12 protein-coding genes are annotated in these 19984 nt (G+C 51.5%); 6 read left to right on the forward strand and 6 right to left on the reverse strand.

The features are described 5' to 3' along the window. Positions 1–18 precede the first annotated feature (18 nt). The 3 genes from prpC (at position 19) to NCTC9997_RS07275 (ending at position 4579) form a co-directional block, all read left to right on the forward strand. Positions 19–1155 (forward strand): bifunctional 2-methylcitrate synthase/citrate synthase, encoded by a 1137-nt coding sequence (gene prpC, locus NCTC9997_RS07265; protein ID WP_082935504.1) that lies wholly within the window; start codon positions 19–21, stop codon positions 1153–1155. Between the two features lie 161 nt (positions 1156–1316). Beyond that, positions 1317–2858 carry a bifunctional 2-methylcitrate dehydratase/aconitate hydratase gene (locus tag NCTC9997_RS07270; protein ID WP_064977713.1) on the forward strand — a complete coding sequence of 514 codons (1542 nt, stop codon included), beginning with the start codon at positions 1317–1319 and terminating at the stop codon, positions 2856–2858. Between the two features lie 287 nt (positions 2859–3145). After that, positions 3146–4579, forward strand: coding sequence for a DUF2867 domain-containing protein (locus tag NCTC9997_RS07275; protein ID WP_064977714.1), 1434 nt, complete (start codon positions 3146–3148; stop codon positions 4577–4579). Positions 4580–4677: 98 nt separating this feature from the next. Here the strand turns inward: NCTC9997_RS07275 and rlmF are convergent, their stop codons facing one another. Then, positions 4678–5658 carry a 23S rRNA (adenine(1618)-N(6))-methyltransferase RlmF gene (rlmF, locus tag NCTC9997_RS07280; protein WP_064977715.1) on the reverse strand — a complete coding sequence of 327 codons (981 nt, stop codon included), beginning with the start codon at positions 5656–5658 and terminating at the stop codon, positions 4678–4680. A gap of 229 nt (positions 5659–5887) precedes the next feature. On the opposite strand from rlmF, the gene NCTC9997_RS07285 reads away from it, so the two are divergent. After that, on the forward strand, positions 5888–8533 hold the full coding sequence (locus NCTC9997_RS07285) for a beta-mannosidase (RefSeq protein WP_064977716.1): 2646 nt from the start codon (positions 5888–5890) through the stop codon (positions 8531–8533). 421 nt (positions 8534–8954) lie between these two features. On the opposite strand, the gene NCTC9997_RS07290 is transcribed toward NCTC9997_RS07285, so the two are convergent. Then, positions 8955–10949, reverse strand: coding sequence for a TonB-dependent receptor domain-containing protein (locus NCTC9997_RS07290; protein WP_167550130.1), 1995 nt, complete (start codon positions 10947–10949; stop codon positions 8955–8957). Here NCTC9997_RS07290 and NCTC9997_RS15160 point away from each other — a divergent pair. Further along, positions 10948–11190: a hypothetical protein gene (locus NCTC9997_RS15160; protein ID WP_010863536.1), complete on the forward strand. Its 243-nt coding sequence runs from the start codon at positions 10948–10950 to the stop codon at positions 11188–11190. The genes NCTC9997_RS07290 and NCTC9997_RS15160 overlap by 2 nt on opposite strands. Positions 11191–11510: 320 nt before the next feature. On the opposite strand, the gene NCTC9997_RS07295 is transcribed toward NCTC9997_RS15160, so the two are convergent. From NCTC9997_RS07295 to NCTC9997_RS07310, 4 genes are read right to left on the reverse strand one after another with little or no spacing between them, the layout of a single operon-like run. Further along, positions 11511–12386, reverse strand: coding sequence for an ABC transporter ATP-binding protein (locus NCTC9997_RS07295; RefSeq protein WP_010863537.1), 876 nt, complete (start codon positions 12384–12386; stop codon positions 11511–11513). 5 nt (positions 12387–12391) lie between these two features. Next, positions 12392–13444 (reverse strand): FecCD family ABC transporter permease, encoded by a 1053-nt coding sequence (locus tag NCTC9997_RS07300; RefSeq protein ID WP_082935506.1) that lies wholly within the window; start codon positions 13442–13444, stop codon positions 12392–12394. A gap of 20 nt (positions 13445–13464) precedes the next feature. Then, positions 13465–14559 carry a FecCD family ABC transporter permease gene (locus NCTC9997_RS07305; protein ID WP_082935507.1) on the reverse strand — a complete coding sequence of 365 codons (1095 nt, stop codon included), beginning with the start codon at positions 14557–14559 and terminating at the stop codon, positions 13465–13467. A 6-nt stretch (positions 14560–14565) separates the two neighbouring features. After that, complete coding sequence (locus NCTC9997_RS07310; RefSeq protein ID WP_082935508.1) at positions 14566–15621, reverse strand: ABC transporter substrate-binding protein; 1056 nt, start codon at positions 15619–15621, stop codon at positions 14566–14568. A 333-nt stretch (positions 15622–15954) separates the two neighbouring features. Here NCTC9997_RS07310 and hrpA point away from each other — a divergent pair, with 333 nt between their 5' ends. Next, the gene (gene hrpA, locus NCTC9997_RS07315) at positions 15955–19869 is read left to right on the forward strand and encodes an ATP-dependent RNA helicase HrpA (protein WP_064977718.1); all 3915 of its coding nucleotides are present in this window, start codon (positions 15955–15957) and stop codon (positions 19867–19869) included. Positions 19870–19984: the final 115 nt, after the last annotated feature.

Genomic DNA, 19984 nt, shown 5'->3' on the forward strand with positions numbered 1-19984 from the left:
ATACGGAAGGAATGGATTATGACAAGCTCTCCAACATCGGCAGCGCTGGGTGGCGCAGGATTACGCGGACAAAGTGCAGGGCAAACAGCGCTCTGTACCGTCGGGAAAAGTGGTACTGGATTAACCTATCGCGGTTATGACATCAGCGATTTGGCGCGTTTTGCCTGCTTTGAGGAAGTGGCCTTTTTACTGCTGCGCGGCCATTTGCCCAACGAGCAAGAGCTAGAAGCCTATCGCCAACATCTGGTGGCATTACGTGGCTTGCCGGAAAAACTGCGCATAGTCTTAGAACACATTCCTGCCTCCGCGCATCCGATGGATGTGATGCGTACCGGTTGTTCCGTGCTGGGGAATTTGGAGCCGGAAACTGATTTTTCGCAACAAGTGCACGCTGCCGAACGCTTATTGGCCGTGTTGCCTGCCATGATTTGCTACTGGTACCGCTTTAGCCACCAGCATGTGCGAATTCGCACTGATTCGCCAGAAATCAGCACTGGCGGCTATTTCCTGCATCTGCTTTACGGCTATCGCCCTGATCCTGAATTTGTACAAGCCATGCACTGTTCCCTGATTTTGTATGCCGAGCATGAGTTTAATGCCTCGACCTTTGCCGCACGCGTGTGTGCGTCAACGCTGTCTGATTATCATTCGGCTATTACGGCGGCGATCGGTACATTGCGAGGGCCATTACATGGCGGCGCGAATGAAGCGGCCATGGAGATGATTGAACGGTTCACCAGCGCAGAAGACGCCGAGCAGGGGATTTTAGACATGCTGGCGACGAAGGCGAAAATCATGGGATTTGGTCATGCCATCTATCGAACCCATGATCCGCGCAATGCCTTAATCAAAGCATGGGCGCAAAAGCTGGCAGAGAAAACTGGAGACACCCGCTATTACCCAGTATCTGAGCGTATTGAGACGGTGATGATGCGTGAAAAAGCGCTGTTTGCGAACGCCGATTTCTACCATGCCAGTGCGTATCACTTTATGAAAATTCCCACACTGTTGTTCACCCCCATTTTTGTGCTCAGTCGGGTAACTGGTTGGTCGGCGCACATTTTCGAGCAGCGCGCTAATAATCGCATTATCCGCCCCAGCGCTGATTATATCGGCCCTGAGCCGCGCAGTTGGTTGCCCTTGGCTGAGCGATAAGGTAGAGCGCTAATTGATGGATGAGAAGATCCAAGACTATCAATATAAGTCATCATCCAGTGATTGGCTGTTTTCAATAGCAAGAACGCGCGCTGTAGTAAAAATATCTAATATCAATATCTTATCACGCATAAACGCTATACCCGACAAGGAGTTCAACCATGCACGGAATCAATCAAGCGGAAATAAACCAGCGACCAGCGCCAGATGCCTTACTGTGCCAAATTGCCGATTATGTGATGGATTGCACCGAGCCATCCGCCGAAGCATTAGCCACGGCGCGTTATTGTTTGCTCGATACGCTCGGCTGCGGATTACTCGCGCTGCGGTTCCCTGAATGCACCAAGCACTTGGGGCCGCTGGTGGAGGGCACATCCGTGCGCCACGGTGCGCGTGTTCCGGGGACGTCACACGAGCTGGATCCGGTCACCGCCGCATTTAACATCGGCTGCATGATCCGCTGGTTGGATTACAACGATACGTGGTTGGCTGCCGAGTGGGGGCATCCCTCTGATAATTTAGGGGCTATTTTGGCGGTGGCTGATTATTTGAGCCGCAAAGCCGTGGCGCAAGGCAACGCTCCACTGACTTTACGCGATGTGCTGGTGGCCATGATTCAAGCGCATGAGATTCAAGGCGTATTGGCCTTGGAGAACAGCTTTAACCGTGTCGGGTTGGACCACGTGTTGCTGGTGCGTGTGGCATCCACGGCGGTGGTGACATGGCTGTTAGGCGGTGATCGTCAGCAGGTGATCGATGCTTTATCACAAGCGTGGGCCGATGGCGGCGCATTACGGACTTATCGCCATGCACCGAATGCAGGTTCACGTAAATCGTGGGCGGCCGGTGACGCCACTTCACGCGCGGTACGTTTGGCGATGATCACCATGAAAGGGGAAATGGGCTTACCGTCGGTGCTCAGTGCGCCGCGCTGGGGTTTTTGCGATGTGTTGATGCATGGTGAACCACTGCGAGTGAGTCAGCCTTTTGCGTCTTACGTGATGGAAAATGTGCTGTTTAAAATCTCGTATCCGGCAGAATTCCATGCGCAAACTGCCGTGGAGTGCGCGGTAACGTTACACCGTAACGAATCATCGCGTTATCTTTCTCAGCGTGGTAGTGAACAACCGGGCATTGAAGATATTGAACGTATTGAAGTGACGACCCATGAGTCAGCTGTGCGGATTATTTCCAAAACTGGCGCGCTGGCTAATCCCGCCGATCGTGATCACTGCTTGCAGTACATGATTGCAGTGCCGTTGTTGTATGGTACGTTGACCGCCGAGCATTACGAAGATGCATTCCACCGTGCTGACCCGCGCATTGATGCGCTGCGTGAGAAGATGGTGGTACGCGAAGACAGTGCCTATTCCCGCGATTATCTTGACCCGAGTAAACGTTCGATTGCCAATGCGGTGCAGATTTTTTATCGCGATGGCTCATGCAGTGAGCGAGTTGCGGTGGAATATCCGGTCGGGCATCGTCGTCGTCGGGAAGAGGGCATCCCGTTATTGCTGGCCAAATTTCGCGCTAGCTTGCAAACTCGATTCCCGGCGGCACAATGTGCGCGTATTCTGACTCAGTGCGGTGTAGACGACGCCAACAAGGGGGATCTCGGACACTCTGCAAACGCTACAAATTCGTTGGACGCGTTTGCCGCGATTCCGGTTAACCAATTTATGGATTTGTGGGTGATTAACTAAGTCTACTCGCATAGAAACTCCAGCATAGAAAATTCAAATCGTGAAAACTGGCGCGTCCTTTAACCATTAAGCTAATTGGCGAATGTGTTAATGGGGGCGTCAGTTTTTTATCTGCTTGTTAATCCTCTTCCGTTCACTCTCTTTAGGGCGAGTGGGCGAGTTGTATCCGTTTTCCTTAATCGTTTGTGATCACGACATTTTTCATCTGTTAATCTTTACAACAAGAGTCGTTCTGAATTCACCCATTTTGCTTTATGGTAGAGCTGAATTTGCAAAGGGAGTGTGGCATGAGAAAGTGTCTGGTTATGGGCGCGGCGGGTTATATCGGATCTTACCTTGTCCCACATCTGCAAGCGCAGGGGTATCAGGTGGTGGCAGGAGCACGGCGTCCGTGCCGTTTGCCAGAGGGCGTGGAGTTTCGTCTGGCCGACAGCCTCAAACCGCGGACCTTACAGGTTGCATTAACCGGCATCGACACCGTTTTTTATCTGGTGCATGCCATGGGCTCAGGCGCTGAATTTCACCGTTTAGAGCAGCAAGGGGTGAAGAACTTTGCGGCGGCAGCGCACAAGGCGGGGGTACGACGCATCATCTACCTTGGGGCGATTCAGCCCGAATCTTGCCACAGTCGACATCTTAATTCGCGCCGTTATTGCGGTGAGCTATTTCGAGCTTCAGGAGTCCCAACCGTTGAACTGCGGGCGGGGATCATTATCGGGCCTGGCTCTGCCGCGTTCGAGGTGATGCGCGATCTGGTTTATAACCTGCCATTAATGGTCACACCTAAGTGGGTGCGTTCGCGTACGCCCCCGATTGCGCTGTCGAACTTGCTCTACTATTTGACCGGTCTGATTGAAGCTGAGGGAATCGAAGGACAGATTTTCAATGCTGCTGGCCCAGAATTGCTCAGTTACCAGCAGCAGTTACAGAAATTTGCCGAGCACATTGGTAAGCGTTGCCCGATTATTCCGGTGCCGTTTTTGAGCCCGAAATTATCGGCGTGGTGGTTGCAGTTTGTCACCTCGGTACCGCAACCGGTGGCAAAAGCGTTAGTCGGCGGGCTTAAACACGATATTCCTGCCGATGATGCGGCGTTACGTGCGCTATTGCCACAAACCTTGCTGAGCTTTGATCAGGCGCTGGCGGAAAGTTTGGCGTTGGAGCAAAAACTTGGTGCGGAGCAGCAAGGGCAGGAAACCCCGTTAGGGCTACGCTGGCGTCATCCTGAATATGGTTTTTACGATCGCACCGCCAGTGGCGAAGCGCTCTGTTTAGCCAGTACCGATACGGTGTGGCAAGAGCTGCAATTACTCGGTGGCGAACAGCGATACTTTTACATGAATGAGCTGTGGGTGATCCGTGAGTGGATGGATCATCTGATTGGCGGGCCAGCGTTAACGCGCGGTCGAACCAATCCGGATAAATTTGTGAAAGGCGATATGCTCGATTCTTGGCAAATTTTGGGCGTTGATGAAGGGCGGCGGTTAGATTTGCTGTTTAATATGAAAGCGCCGGGTGTGGGGCGATTAGAGTTTCTGATTCTTCCCGAAGAGTCAGGGCTAACGCGCATTCGCGTAACCGCCCATTGGCACCCACAGGGCGCGTGGGGATTGGCCTATTGGCTGGCTATGTTGCCGTTTCATCTGTTTATCTTTCAAGGGATGACCGAGGCTATCGCCAAGCAAGCCGAGCAGCGCGCCGGCATTCCTGTGATGGATTAATGAAAAAATAAAGGGATAAACACCAAAACGGTTTATCCCTTATTGTTTTTAGCTTTTAAGCCGGTTTCTCGGCTAGTGACATTATCGCGGCAGCAATATTAACCGCGAGCATTCCAACGATACATGCGCCACGCTTTTTGCTGGGCTGGGGTGAAGAAGGTCCAGGCGATAAAGCGGCTGATTTTCTGCCCTTGTGACATTTCGATAGTTTTCACTTCGGTCGCGCCCACTGCGCTCAAGGCTTCATACAGCGCTGGCAAACTGGTCTTTTTCGATACCAATGACGTAAACCAGAAACACTGACCGGCAAATTCGCGGCTTTCGTGGATCATATCACTGATGAAACGCACTTCGCCGCCATCGCACCACAGCTCATTATGCTGACCGCCGAAATTGAGAGCCGGCTGGGCATCAATGGTATTGGCATTACCGCGCGAGACTTGATTGTAGGCCAACTTGCTGCGCTTACGCTGGGTCGTTTCTGCCGCTTCCTGCGCAGAGGCATGGAATGGCGGGTTGCACAGGGTGAAGTCAAACATTTCGCCCGGCTGAATAATGCCACGCAAAATGTCGCTAGGCTGAGTTTGGGTACGCAGCGTAATCGCTGATTGCATGGCTGGGTTGCGCTCTAAAATAGCCTCAGCAGACGCGATGGCGACAGTATCAATCTCCGAACCGACCATATTCCAGCCATAGCTGTGATGGGCCAGCAGCGGATAAATCAGGTTCGCGCCAGTACCGACATCCAAACCGGTAATGCGTTTACCTTTCGGAATTCGACCTTGATTGGCTTCGGCCAGCAGATCAGCCAGATGGTGAACATAATCGGCACGCCCCGGAACCGGTGGGCAGAGGTAGCCTTCAGGAACATCCCAGCCTTCAACTGCATAAAAATGCTTCAGCAACGCCCGGTTCAGGGCTTTCACTGCATTTGGATCAGAGAAATTGATGGAATCGGTGCCATAGGCGTTGCGCTGGACATAGTTGGCCAGCTCTGGGCTTGCTTCGGTCAGCGCCGCGAAGTCATACGAAGAGCGGTGCAGGTTACGTGGGTGCAGATTAGATTTGGTGTCACTCATCAGGATGTCTGGATTTCAGGCTACAAAGATTGGCAACAATAATAGCGGAAAACCGGACATCTTTCGCATTTATCGTTGTTTCTCGGCTTAGGTGGTGTTTTGCGCGTCGGTTACTGGCCATGTGTCACTCATGTTTGTGGCCTGCTTCTTTAAAATGGGTCACATACTGTGCGTATTGCGCTACGTAATGGAATGAGAAGAACAGCAAGCATTCGGAGAGGATCTCATTTTGCCGACACTAAATTTACACGGTAATAGCTTACACGGGGAATGGACGCTGACATCGCCGCAGCACCCTCAGATTCACACGCGTTGCTCGTTGCCGGGCGATATCCACAGTGCCTTGTTAGAGGCTAATTTGATCCCCGATCCCTATTTTGCCTGTAATGAACAGCAGGTGCAGTGGGTAGGGGAAAGTGAATGGCATCTGTCTCGTACCTTTACCTTATCTGTGCACGAATTGTCGGCCAGTCGGCTGCTGCTGGGTCTTACCTTTGTCGATACGATGGCGACGGTATGGGTTAATGGGCAGGTAGTCCTGCAGTGCCACAATATGTTCCGGCGTTTTGAGGCAGATATTTTGCCGCGGGTCGTGGCAGGGGAAAACCAAATCCAAATTCGGTTGTTGCGTAATGACGTGGAAGCTGCGGATCGGGCGTCGCGCCTGCCTTTCCCTATCCCTTGGGCGCAGGGGAATAATCAGATTCCGCACATGAATTTGCTGCGTAAAACCCAATGTCATGCCGGTTGGGATTGGGGGATCTGCTTATTGGTCAGTGGCGTATATGGCGAGATCTCGCTAGAACCGGTATTTGCCGTTCAGCCGTTGCAAGTGCGTACCGAACAAGAGTGGCGAGCCGATGGCAGTTGCCGCTTGCACGTAGATTGTACCTATCAGGTGGATAAAGAGAATGTGCCGTTAGTTGCGCAAGTAACCTTGCTCTCACCGACATTCTTAGCTCAGGGAAACAGACAAGACAATTCGCAGCATCAGGTAGAGCAGATCCATCTTGAGTTACCACCACAGCCTTGCGGCGAAGGGCGTTTTTGCCATCGCATTGATATTGCACATCCCCAGCGTTGGTGGCCGGCAGGCTACGGCCCACAGCCACTGTATACGCTTCAGGTAACTTTTATTGATGTTAGCGCACCAGATACTGACGCGCCGATTACTGCGCGCAAAAAGTTGATTGAAAAGCGTATTGGCTTACGCCAGTTAGAGCTGATAACGGAAGACGATGCAATTGGCAGCAGCATGCTGTTTCGGGTCAATGGCCGAGCAATCACCGCCAAGGGTGCTAATTGGATCCCGCTCGATGCACTTCCGTCGCGTCACACGCCAAAGCGTTATCGGCGCTTACTTGAAGATGCAGTGGCCGCCAATATGAATATGTTGCGCGTATGGGGCGGCGGCATGTATGAGCAGGATATCTTCTACGATCTTTGCGACGAGCTGGGTTTACTGGTGTGGCAAGATTTAATGTTCTCCTGCGCGCTGTATCCCTCAACCCCTGAATTCTTACTCGATGTTGAGCATGAGGTGCGTTATCAGGTGCAGCGTTTAGCCGACCATCCATCACTGGCGTTATGGTGTGGGGATAACGAGGTGATTGGCGCGATTGGCTGGTATCCAGAATCCCGTGAACAGCGCGTTAAATACACGGTGAATTACGATCGCCTTAATCGTCTGTTGGCCAAAGTTGTTGAGCAGGAAGACCCGTCGCGCCGCTTCTGGGCCAGCTCGCCGTGTAATGGGGAGTTAGATTTTGGCGATGCATGGCATGATGACAACCGTGGCGATATGCATTTTTGGGATGTGTGGCACTCCGGTAAATCCTTTGATGCTTACCACAGCGTGAAACCGCGTTTTTGCTCCGAGTTCGGTTTTCAGTCATGGCCATCGTTGCCCACCGTGAAATCCTTTGCCGAGCCGGATGAGTGGAATATCACTTCGCCAACATTTGAACAGCATCAGAAGAACGGGCGGGGCAACAGCATTATCACGGAGATGATCACGCGCTATTTTCGCTTCCCGATCAGCTTTGAACAGCAGCTGTACTTAAGTCAGGTGCAACAGGCGCTGGCTATTAAAACGGCAGCGGAATACTGGCGAGCTTATAAGAATCACTGTCGCGGCATTTTGTTCTGGCAGCTCAATGATTGCTGGCCGGTGAGTTCGTGGTCAAGCATTGAGTATTCAGGGCGCTGGAAATTGCTGCATCACCATGCCCGTCATTTCTTTGCGCCGTTAATGGCGACCTTTATTCATGAACCTTTTGCCCATGAACCTAATGCGCAAGGCCAGCCGATGTTAACGTTGCATCTGGTTAATGATCGGCATGCCACGCAATCGCTGCATGGGGAAGTATTGCAGATCAGCTGGCAAGGAGATGTGTTACAGCGGTGGCCGCTAACATGTACCGCTGCGCCAGATAGCTCTGCACCAATTTGGCAAATTCCGCTGCCCGAGCGTAATACACGTAACGCCTCTGGTAGTACGAATGCGTCAGAAAGCGAGGCGCGACGGGGCTTTTATCATGTGGTTCTGCACTCGGAGTCACCAAACCATCAGGCTAATGAACGCATTGAAAACAGCTTCTATCCCGATGAGTTTAAGCGTTTACCGTTGCAACCGGCGCAGATTGAGTACTGTATTAGCGGAGATGATCAAGGTAGCTATATCGAGTTGTGGAGTCAGCATCCGGCGCTGTTTGTGCATGTCGAATATAGCGGCGAAGGGCGTTTTGAGGATGCAGGGTTTACCTTACTGCCTGAGGCTATAGGAGGGCGTCGTCGTTTACGCTTTATCGGCTCTGCAAGTTGTGCGGAATTGGCAGCAGGCGTGAAGGTTTACGATTTGCGTTCGACTTACTGAGTTGTGATGTCTAAAAACGTGATTTATACGCATTTACTCTGAATTGATTACTGCATTCTGAATCGCCACCAATAAACTAGACCCTTCATAGGCTAAGCGCAGAAGTACTTAGCTCGAAAGAAGGGACACAAGGGATACAAGAAGGGAAGCGCGGCCTGCTCACACAGGCCGCTTTTTTTATGTCCGTCTTTTGTCGCTGTAGCTCCCTTTGGTAGATTGCTATTGGCTCATTCAGCACTTGGTGAGATAGGTGTTATCCTTGCACTTGATTGAATTATCCCTGCTCATAAAACAATCTATAGATAAAACAAACACCTAAACGGCAGAATAATTTATTCTTAATTAAACAACCGTTTAAAACGGATTAAGTGCTTAGCTAATTTTCACCATGCCGCACAACTGTGCGGAGTAAAAGACTGCCTCAAAATTGATAGCTGGCTGAGAGTTTGAGATTACGCCCAGGCTCCAATGTGCCGTATTCCGGTGCGCCCCAGTAGAAACCGAACGCGGTCGGTTCGGCATAGGCGGCATCGAACAGGTTATCAATGCCCGCCATGAGCTTCAGGCCGTTAATCTGTTGCGGTTCATAACTGGTCCACAAATTGACTACGGTGAAGCCTTTGCGCTCAACGCGGAAGGTGTCTACGCTACCTTGCTTGTTGCGTTCATGCTGGGTGTAGGCGTTATTGGGGGTAAAGCGCATGTCAGTACCAACAACCACACTTTCGGTTAGGGCATAGGCGCCACCCAGCTTCACACTGTGATAATGGGTTTGTGGCAATACCGCTTTCATGCCTTGATGATCGGTGAGTGTGCCGCTGCTGTAGCTGTAATTGGCATACAGGTCGACACGCCCAAATCCGGCATTAGCACTTAACTCACCGCCCCATACTTCGGCATCGCCTTGGCTGACCAGTGCAGTGTTTTTGGTCGGGTGTAGGTAGTTATCCAGCGTATAGCGATACAAGGTAAAACCGCTGGAGGCATAATCGGCTTTGGTCAGCGCAGTAAGATCGTAATCCGCACCGGCTTCGATGTTGTAGCCTGTTTGCGCTTTGACATCTTTAGGTTTGACCATGTTATCGCTGATCATAAAGGTTTCCGGTAAACCGGGGCCTTTAAAGATTCGGCCATAACCGGTTCGCACCGACAGATTATCGGTCAGACGATAGCTAGTTTTGAGCTTTGGCGACCATTGGTGGAAATCACCTTCATATAAACCACCCATCATAATCTGGTCGTAACGCAATCCCGGAGTCAGCGTTAGTCGGCCTAGCGTCATTTTATCTTCCGCATACACGCCGTAACTGGTCATCAAACCACGACCTTTGACATCCTCCTGTACCACTTTGCCGTTTTGCGTGCCGCCAATATAGCGGGTCACACCATCGGCTTTTTTGGTTTGTTCAGTACGATAGGTTTCTACGCCATAGGTCAGCTGATGCTCACCCAAGGGGCCGGTCAGGCGATTGCGGTTTCGCAGATCGGCGCCTGTGGTGGTGTTGTAATAGCTACGGTTAGGCGCATGCTTTTCTGAGCCTTTCTCTTGAGTAATTTCAGCTTCGCGATCAATGCCTTGCTTGGTCTGATACACATTTAACGTCATGTCTAACGGCGAGCCGGTTGGTGCAATGCGCAGCTCAGAGCTGTAGGTATCGCGTGTCATGCCGGAATAGCTATAACGACCATCGTCACTAATACCGGCTTTTTCACCGGCTAGCTGCCGATTACCGCCATCTTCGTAGTGTTGGGCATTGAGCTTCAGCGTGCTGTGCGGCGCCAGCTCGAACACAGCTTTGGCCATGCCGGATTTCAACTTACCTTGTTTGGACTCAATATCCGTACCATCGCCCAAACGCATGGTGCCATCATCATCGCGATGTCCGTACACCAATAACTGCGTGCTATCGCCAACCTTACCGAAGAGGGCGGCACTGCCACTGTTACGGTGATAAGCATCTTGATAGCCACCTTTAACAAAAGCGCCGACTTGCTCACCTTCGCGCAGCAAATCTGAAGGATCGCGGGTTTCATAGCGGAAGCTGCCGGTGACGGTGCCACCACTGTCGAGTGCTGAGTTAGGGCCAAATTCGATAACGGCACGTTTGAGCAATTCAGGGTCGATGGTTTGATCGCCTGAGTGGTGGAAGATTTGACCTTCCTGACGAGCGCCATCAATCGTGACCAACGCAAACTTGTCTTCCAAGCCGCGGATCCACACTTTGCGGCCATAGCGTTTGCCTCCATCCACGGTAACGCTCGGTAGGGTGTTGAGCACATCTTTGATGTCACTGGCTTGGCGGTTACTCAATTGTTCGGCATCAATTTGCTGTTGTACATGTACGTCAATCGCTTCACCGGTGACCACGATGGTTTCGCTGGTGGAGGCTGACGCGGCATAGCTGTGAGATACCATGAGTGGGGAACTCAATAGCGCCGCAACAGCAATAGCCAGTGGTTTGATTGTAAAAGGTGAACAGTCCACGTTGTTTTGTGTTGTTGGCATAGATGCCATTGTTATTGTCATAATTAATTACGGTCGTTATCTGAAAAGAGGGTGCACATCAACAGGCGTTAATATCCCCGTTGATGGTGCGGCTCAGTCGACCTTACTCACCAAAATCAAGTTGCCAAAAGTGATGCTAATGCGCTCTTAATTGAAAGGCTTGATGCGAGACATTGATGACAATGGTGTAAACCACTAATTCATCACTATCTCAGTAGAATAAGATTTCAATTCGGCGATTAGTCTATTTTGTGTTGCAAATGATACCTATTATCATTTGTGTGGCAAGTGATAATTATCGCTAAGTGATTATTTTTAAATGATATTTCACGATGCTAAATTTAAGGCGTGATGAACCCTTCTGCGTCTTTTAAAACGCAGAATGGAAACGATAAATAGCGAGGGAAAAACGTAAACCCTCGTAGGGCGCGAGGAGTGCAACCCTACGAGTTAACCCATCTAAATAACCATCTAAACCAGCATCATCTCGGGATTACGCTCAGAAAGAGGTGTTAAAAGATGAGCTGAGGTATCGATTCGCGGCAAATGCCGACTCACCGGAACAATCATTGGCGTACCGTAAGCCGGATCGGGAATCACATCGGCATGCAGATTAAAGACCTGCTGCAATAAGTCGGCGGACATAATCTCTCTGGGCGTTCCTTGCGCGCACACGTCGCCGTTATGCACGGCAATCAGTTGATCAGCATAGCGACAGGCTAAATTCAAATCATGCAGCACCATCACAATGGTTTTGCCGTGCTCACGGTTCAGCATCACCAACAAATCCAGCAATTCGACCTGATGGTTAAGATCGAGATAGGTGGTCGGCTCATCCAGCAGCAGGATGTCTGCATCTTGCGCGAGCGTCATGGCTATCCATACCCGCTGGCGTTGTCCGCCTGACAAACTTTGTACCGGTTGATGCATCAGCTCATGGGTGTGAGTGAGCGTCAGAGCCCATTCTACTTTTTCTTGATCGTGTGCTGACCACTGGCTAAACCAACGTTGATGCGGATAACGGCCTTGTTTGACTAACTGCAGCACCGTCATTTCTTCAGGCGCGACGGGGCATTGCGGCAATATGGCTAGCTCCCGTGCGACATCGGCTGCTTTCCATTGTGTAAGCGGTTGGCCATCTAAAGTGACCTGTCCTGCCACGGGAGGAAGCAAGCGCGCCAGTGATTTGAGTAACGTTGATTTACCGCACCCGTTCGCGCCGATAAACACGGTGATCGCACCATCAGGAATCTCCAACGATAAATCATGGATAATCCTACGTGGGGTAGACGCGCGAGGGGCCTGTGGATAGGCCAATGTCAGGTTGTGAGTCTGTAAGCGGCTCATAGTTATCACCGGCGTAAAAGAAGATAGAGAAAATACGGAGCGCCTAACATGGCGGTAAATACACCAGCAGGAATATCCAGCGGGATCATGAGGGTGCGGCCTACGGTATCGGCAATGAGCAGTAATAAGCTTCCTGTCAGCGCAGCGCACACCAACAGAAAACCTAACTGATTACCTACCCAGCGCCGTGCAATATGCGGAGCCATTAATGCGATAAAGCCAATCCCGCCGACAAACCCCACCGCTAATGCTGACAGCGCAGCGGATAACATCAATCCAGCCCATTGCCAGCGCGATAACGCGCAGCCTAAGCTGGTGGTCGTATCTTCGCCCAATAATTGCACGGTTAAGTGCCGCAGCAGGCCTATCAGGAGTGGAACCAATAGCACTAATGCCCCAGCCAATAACCACACCTGATCAAAGCGGGCACCATGTACTGAACCGGTCATCCACACGGTGCTTTTGCCCAGCAGCCACGTCGGCGCGTACATCACTAATAAGCTGCGTGATGCATCGAACAACGTGGCACAGCCAATACCGGCCAAGATCATTTGCCCGGGTTTTAAGCGCAGCAAACGGCTTAAGCCCAGCAATGTCAGCATTATCAGCGCCGCCCCAGTAAAGGCAATGAGCGGAAGCCACACGATAGGGATTTGCTGCTGTGCGAACAGGAAAAACAGCACCACGGCGGTTGCCGCGCCACTGTTGATACCCAAAATGTCAGGGGAGGCTAAGGGATTGCGGATAATGCTTTGTACCAGCACACCAGACATGCCCAGCGCCGCCCCAGCACAGAGCGCTAACAGGATCCGCGGCAGACGAAACTGCCCGACAATGAGTTGTGTTGCGCCATCGGCATCACCCCGCATCCATTGCCATAACGCTTGCGGCGTAAGCCACTGATTGCCAGCACTGATCGCCATGAGGGTCATGATTGTCAGCAAAACGGCAAGCATCGCGACCACGTGGAGTGGATGACGTGGGATCAGCATACTCACTTGACGATGGCGTACGTGCAGGTAGCGATGGCGGTAAGGAGCCATAGAATCAGACATCATATTCTCTCTTTACAGCACATTTACAGAACCGTGCCGCGACGACGGCAAGCCAGATAGATGAAGAACGGCGCGCCCAAGACCGCCATCGCTAACCCTACGGGCACTTCAGACGGGAAGAATAAAAATCGTGCGCTAATATCTGCGGCAGTGAGTAATGATGCGCCTGTCAAAGCGGCTGCCGGTAGCAACCAGCGATAATCAATGCCCAACAAGGCGCGGCACACATGCGGCACAATCAGGCCAATAAAGCCAACCGGACCGGCCATCGCTACGGCGCTGCCGGTAAGCAGTACCACCGCAATCAGCGCACCTAAACGTAAACGACCAAGATTGATGCCCAATCCTTGTGCGGTCTCTTCGCCTAGCGCCAATGTATTTAAACTACGGCTCAGCCCTAGTGCGACTAAGGCTCCGGCCAAGGCAAATGGCAGCAAAGGTAAGGCATGGGCTAATTTGCGACCTTCAATATTGCCGGTCAGCCATAGCATCAGTTCACTCTGCGCGGCCTCATTGAGCACTAACAAACCCGACGACCATGACGACAGCAGCGCACTCAGCGCAATACCGGCCAATGTCAGCCCCAATGGGCCTGATACGGTAGCGCTAGCACCGGCCAATAAGAAAATCAGCGCCGCACTACCAAGGCTGCCGAGAAAGGAAAACCACATTATCTGCTCAGGTGCGCTGATGCCAAACAGGGTATAGGCCACCACAATGCAAAAACCGGCGCCGGCGGTAATACCTAGCACACCCGGTGACGCCAATCCATTTCGGGTAATACCTTGGGTGAGTACGCCAGCCATACCTAAACACGCGCCCACCGCAGCGGCAATCGCTGCCCGCGGTAAGCGCAGGTCACGGACCACGCTCAGGAGATTCTGCATTTGTGGATCGGTAACCGCATCGTCTGACCACAACTTTTGCAGCAATGACCATAAAGGCACGTCGGCCAATGCGGTATAGCCAAAGCGTAGGCTGGCAACAAACAGCATACCCAGCAACGCGGTCAGCATCAGCAGCAGAACACTTTTATTCCGGAAACTGTTAGGCAGTGAGCTATAGAACTGCGAAGCTGGATTCGCGTCGCGCGTAGAGGTGATTGTCTGGCTAGACATCAGCGCTTATCCCTTACTCTGGCTATCACTGCTGTTATTGTGGATATCGTTATCAAATCCGGTCGGCAGTAAGGCGGCGCGCAAATCTTGCAGAACATAATCGGCGGCTAAAATGCCGTAAGACTTGTTCCATGTTTCGTGGTTTACCTTATGAACGGCGTTATTTTTTACTACCGGCAATTGCTGCCACAGCGGCTCGGCCAGCCAACTTTGTTCGGCGGCACTCGCTTTCCCATTACCGGTTTCCATCACGAAGTAGAACAGCTGATCGGCATTCACTTCTGGAATGCGTTCACGCGTCAAACCTTCCGCGAAGCCTTCTTTATCATGCAATGGTGGGCGCGCAAGTCCTACGCGGCGGATAATGTCAGTGGCAAACGAATCATTGTAGTAATAACGTGCCCCTGAGCTTTGGAAGCGCACTACGGCAATCTGTTGCTGCAATTTACCGGCAGCGTCTAAATCGGCTTTCAATTGTTGAGCATTGGCATCCCATGCTGCGAGCAGGGCGGTGGCAGCCTCTTTTTGACTCGCGCCGTCAGCATAAGTCAGTAAGTTTTCACGCCATGCGCCCATAAAGGTTTCACTGAACACGGTAGGGGCTACGGCGGATAACTGATCGTAGATTTTCTCCTGACGCTGCTTGATCCCCAAAATCAAATCTGGCTTCAGAGCGGCAATGGCTTCCAAATTCACTTGCTCTTCATCGCCTAAATCCACGGTACCCGCATTTTGCAGCGTTTGACCAAAGTGGGAATACCAGACGCCATTATCCTGACCGGCAACCGTCATCGAGCGTACGGCACCCACAGGCGTAATTCCCATCGCCAGCATCGCTTCAGTCGCTTCGTTGGTAAGCGTCACAACCCGCTCAGGATGCGTGCGTACCTCGGTAACTCCCATCGCATGTTGCACGCTGCGGGTCTGTTTATCATTGGTTGCCGAGTCAGCGCGGGTCGCTAGTGCTGAATGGGTTTGTGAGGTTGAGTCGGGTGTGGCGTTATCGCACCCAGCGAGAATAAATACGGAAACTGCACCTGCAAGGAGTAGAGAATGTCGCATAACACCATCCCAGTAAGAGTTATAAAGCCAACAATTCAAAATGAAGCGAATGAAATAAAGCGAATCGTAATGTTCAAGTGCTGCGAATGATATTTACTATCATTATCAAATGCAACCAGAGGCACGCGTTAAAGCAAAAGAAGGGGGGATGAGAAGCACAAAGACACAAAAACGAGAGGGATTAAGAACAAGAAAAAGAACGAGAAAAGCCAAACAACCCAGCGGCATAAACTCACCGAGCCGCTAAGTCTGTGATAAAATTCACGACAATTATGGCCGCTATGCATGTTTCCTCGCACAGTCGCGGCCTTCAGAATGAATACGAAGAGCATAATGAACGGAAACCAGAAAGTACCATCGCCTTTTTCCGCCTTGCTGCCAAAGCTCAACGGCTTGACCCTGCGGGATCGCCGACGTTTGCTGCGCCGTATTGAAGGTGCGAAGAAAGTAAAAAATCCCCAGGCTCAAGAAGCCATCGCGCAGGAGTTGGCGGTAGAGATTCAGAGCGCCCAAGCGCGTGTTGACGCCCGTCGAGCGGCGGTACCAAGTATCAACTATCCAGAAATCCTGCCGGTTAGTCAGAAAAAAGACGAGATCCGACGCGCTATCGAACAGCATCAAGTTGTGATTGTGGCGGGGGAAACCGGCTCGGGTAAAACAACGCAGTTGCCGAAGATCTGTCTTGAACTCGGTCGCGGGATCAACGGCCTGATTGGCCATACTCAGCCGCGTCGTCTGGCTGCACGCTCTGTGGCCAACCGGATTGCCGAAGAGCTGCAAGTTCCGATGGGCGGTGTCGTCGGTTATAAAGTGCGATTTAACGATCAAGTTAGCGATACCACGCTGGTCAAACTGATGACAGACGGTATTTTGCTGGCCGAGATTCAAAACGATCGCATGCTGTCGCAATACGACACTATCATTATCGATGAAGCGCACGAACGCAGTCTTAATATCGACTTTATCCTCGGCTATCTGCGTGAGCTGCTGCCAAAGCGTCCAGACCTGAAAGTCATCATTACCTCGGCGACTATCGATCCGGAGCGTTTCTCGCGTCACTTTAATAATGCGCCGATTATCGAAGTTTCCGGACGAACCTATCCGGTGGAAGTGCGTTATCGTCCGCTGGTGAGCGAAGAGGACAACGATCCGGATCGCGATCAGCTACAAGCGATTTTCGATGCCGTCGATGAGCTCTACCAAGAAGGGCGCGGCGACATCCTGATTTTCATGAACGGCGAACGTGAAATTCGCGATACCGCTGATGCACTGGAAAAACGTCAGCTGCCGCATACCGAAGTGTTGCCGCTGTATGCGCGTCTTTCTGCTGCCGAGCAAAATCGCGTGTTCCAACCTGCGGTAGGGCGTCGGATTGTACTGGCGACCAACGTGGCGGAAACCTCTCTGACCGTACCGGGGATCAAATATGTCATTGACCCGGGTACGGCGCGAATATCCCGCTATAGCTATCGCACCAAAGTACAGCGACTGCCTATTGAGCCGATTTCTCAAGCCTCCGCCAATCAACGTAAAGGGCGTTGCGGACGGGTTTCCGATGGTATCTGTATTCGTCTGTACTCCGAGCAGGATTTTATGTCCCGTCCGGAGTTTACCGATCCAGAGATCCTGCGAACCAACTTAGCCTCTGTTATTTTGCAGATGACATCGCTGGGTCTAGGCGATATCGCAGCATTCCCATTTGTCGAAGCGCCAGATAAGCGCAATATCCAAGACGGCGTGCGTCTGCTGGAAGAGCTCGGCGCGCTCAATCCTGAACAAAATGATCCGAAAAAACGTCTGACCGCGATGGGGCGTAAACTGGCTCAGCTGCCGGTCGACCCACGTTTGGCGCGGATGGTATTGGAAGCGCCGAAACACGGTTGTGTGCGTGAAGTCATGATCATCACCGCCGCGCTATCGATTCAAGATCCGCGTGAGCGTCCATTGGAGAAACAACAAGCCTCCGATGAGAAACACCGTCGCTTCCAAGATAAAGATTCCGATTTCATGACTTTCGTGAATCTGTGGAATTATCTGCGCGAGCAACAAAAAGAACTCTCGAGTAATGCCTTCCGTCGTCAGTGTAAGAGTGATTTCCTCAATTACCTGCGCATTCGTGAATGGCAAGATATCTATACCCAATTGCGCCAAGTGGTGCGTGAGCAGGGTATGGCGATTAATGATGAGCCTGCCGATTTCCGCTCGGTTCATCTGGCTTTGCTGTCTGGCATGTTGTCCCATATCGGGATTAAAGATTTGGAGAAGAACGAATTTCAGGGCGCGCGAAATGCCCGTTTCGCTATCTTCCCAGGCTCAGGTCTTTTCAAGAAGCAACCGAAATGGACCATGGTGGCCGAGCTGGTGGAAACCTCCCGTTTGTGGGGACGCATTGCCGCGCGTATTGAGCCTGATTGGATCGAGCCGCTTGCCCAGCATTTGGTGAAACGCAGTTATAGCGAGCCGCATTGGGAGAAAACCCAGAACGCCGTGATGGCGAGCGAAAAAGTCACGCTGTACGGCATTCCGATTGTTGCCGATCGCAAAGTCAATTACGGTGCGATTGATCCGGTGATGTCGCGTGAGCTGTTTATCCGCTCGGCGCTGGTGGAAGGGGAATGGAATACTCGGCATAAGTTCTTCCGTGAAAACCGTAAGCTGTTAGCGGAAGTTGAAGAGCTGGAGCATAAATCTCGTCGTCGCGATATTTTGGTTGATGACGAAACGCTGTTTGCGTTCTATGACCAACGTCTGCCGCATGACATCGTTTCCGGTCGTCATTTCGATAGCTGGTGGAAGAAAGCTGAGCGATCGCAACCTGATCTGCTGAATTTTGAAAAGTCGATGCTGATCAAAGAGGGATCGAACAAAGTCAGTGAGCTGGATTACCCGAATTTCTGGCATCAAGGCAACTTCAAGTTAAAACTGTCGTATCAGTTTGAACCAGGCCAAGAAGCGGATGGGGTGACGGTACATATTCCTCTGCCGGTGCTTAACCAGATTGAAAATATTGGTTTTGATTGGCAAATTCCGGGGCTGCGCGAAGAGCTGATTGTGGCATTGATTAAATCTTTGCCTAAGCCGGTGCGTCGTAACTTTGTGCCAGCGCCGAACTATGCGCAAGCATTCTTAGGCCGTGCTGAAGCCTTGCAAGGCAATTTGCTGGATGCCTTGGAGCGCGAATTTCGTCGTATGTCAGGCGTGACAGTGTCACGTGAAGAGTGGAATCTGTCACAAGTGCCTGACCACCTGAAAATCACGTTCCGCGTGGTTAACGAGCACGGTAAGAAACTGTCGGAAAGCAAAGATCTTGATGAGCTCAAATATGGGCTTAAAGAGAAAGTGCAGGAGACCTTATCGGCCGTGGCCGATGATGGTATCGAGCAGCGCGATCTGCATGTTTGGAGTTTTGGCGATTTGCCGCAGTGCTATGAGCAAAAACGCGGTGGCTACGCCGTTAAAGCTTATCCTGCGCTGGTGGATGAAAAAGATTCGGTCAGTATCCGCTTGTTTGAAACGGAGCATGATCAGCAAAAAGCCATGTTGCAGGGTACGCGTCGCCTATTGCTGCTGAATGTGCCGTCACCGATTAAATATCTGCATGAAAAATTACCGAATAAAGCCAAATTAGGGTTGTATTTCAACCCATTCGGTAAAGTGTTGGATCTGATTGATGACTGCATTGATGCCGGTATTGATAAGTTAACCGCAGAGTTTGGTGGTCCAGCGTGGGAAAGCGAGCGCTTCGAAGCACTGCGCGAGCATGTGCGCGCCAACTTGAATGAAACCGTGGTTGAGATCGCCAAGCAGGTCGAACAAATCCTGACTACATCGCATAACATAAACAAGCGCTTGAAAGGGAAGGTTGACTTCACCATGGCCTTTGCGCTGTCTGATGTGAAAGCGCAAATGGGCGGTTTGATTTACCGTGGTTTTGTCAGTGACACCGGCTGGCAGCGTTTAGCAGATCTGCAGCGTTATCTGAATGCCATCGAACGCCGCTTGGAGAAGTTACCTACCGATCCGAATCGCGATCGCGCGCAGATGCTGAAAGTGGAAAGCGTGCAGCAGGAATACCAACAGCTGTTGGCAAAAATTCCAAAAGGGCAGCCAATTCCAGACAAAGTACAAGCAATTCGCTGGATGTTGGAAGAGCTGCGCGTGAGCTTCTTTGCTCAGCAACTGGGTACCCCATATCCGGTTTCGGATAAACGTGTGCGCATGGCCATTGATGAAGCACTACAGGGCTAACTTGCTCATTACTTGCTTAATTGTTACTACGAACCTCTTGTTACTTTGAGTTCGTGTGTAAGATATAAAATTAAGGTCACCACAAGATTAAGCACATACTCAGTGTTTATCCTGT

The organism is Plesiomonas shigelloides, assembly GCF_900087055.1.
Classification (GTDB): domain Bacteria; phylum Pseudomonadota; class Gammaproteobacteria; order Enterobacterales; family CAMTGL01; genus Plesiomonas; species Plesiomonas shigelloides.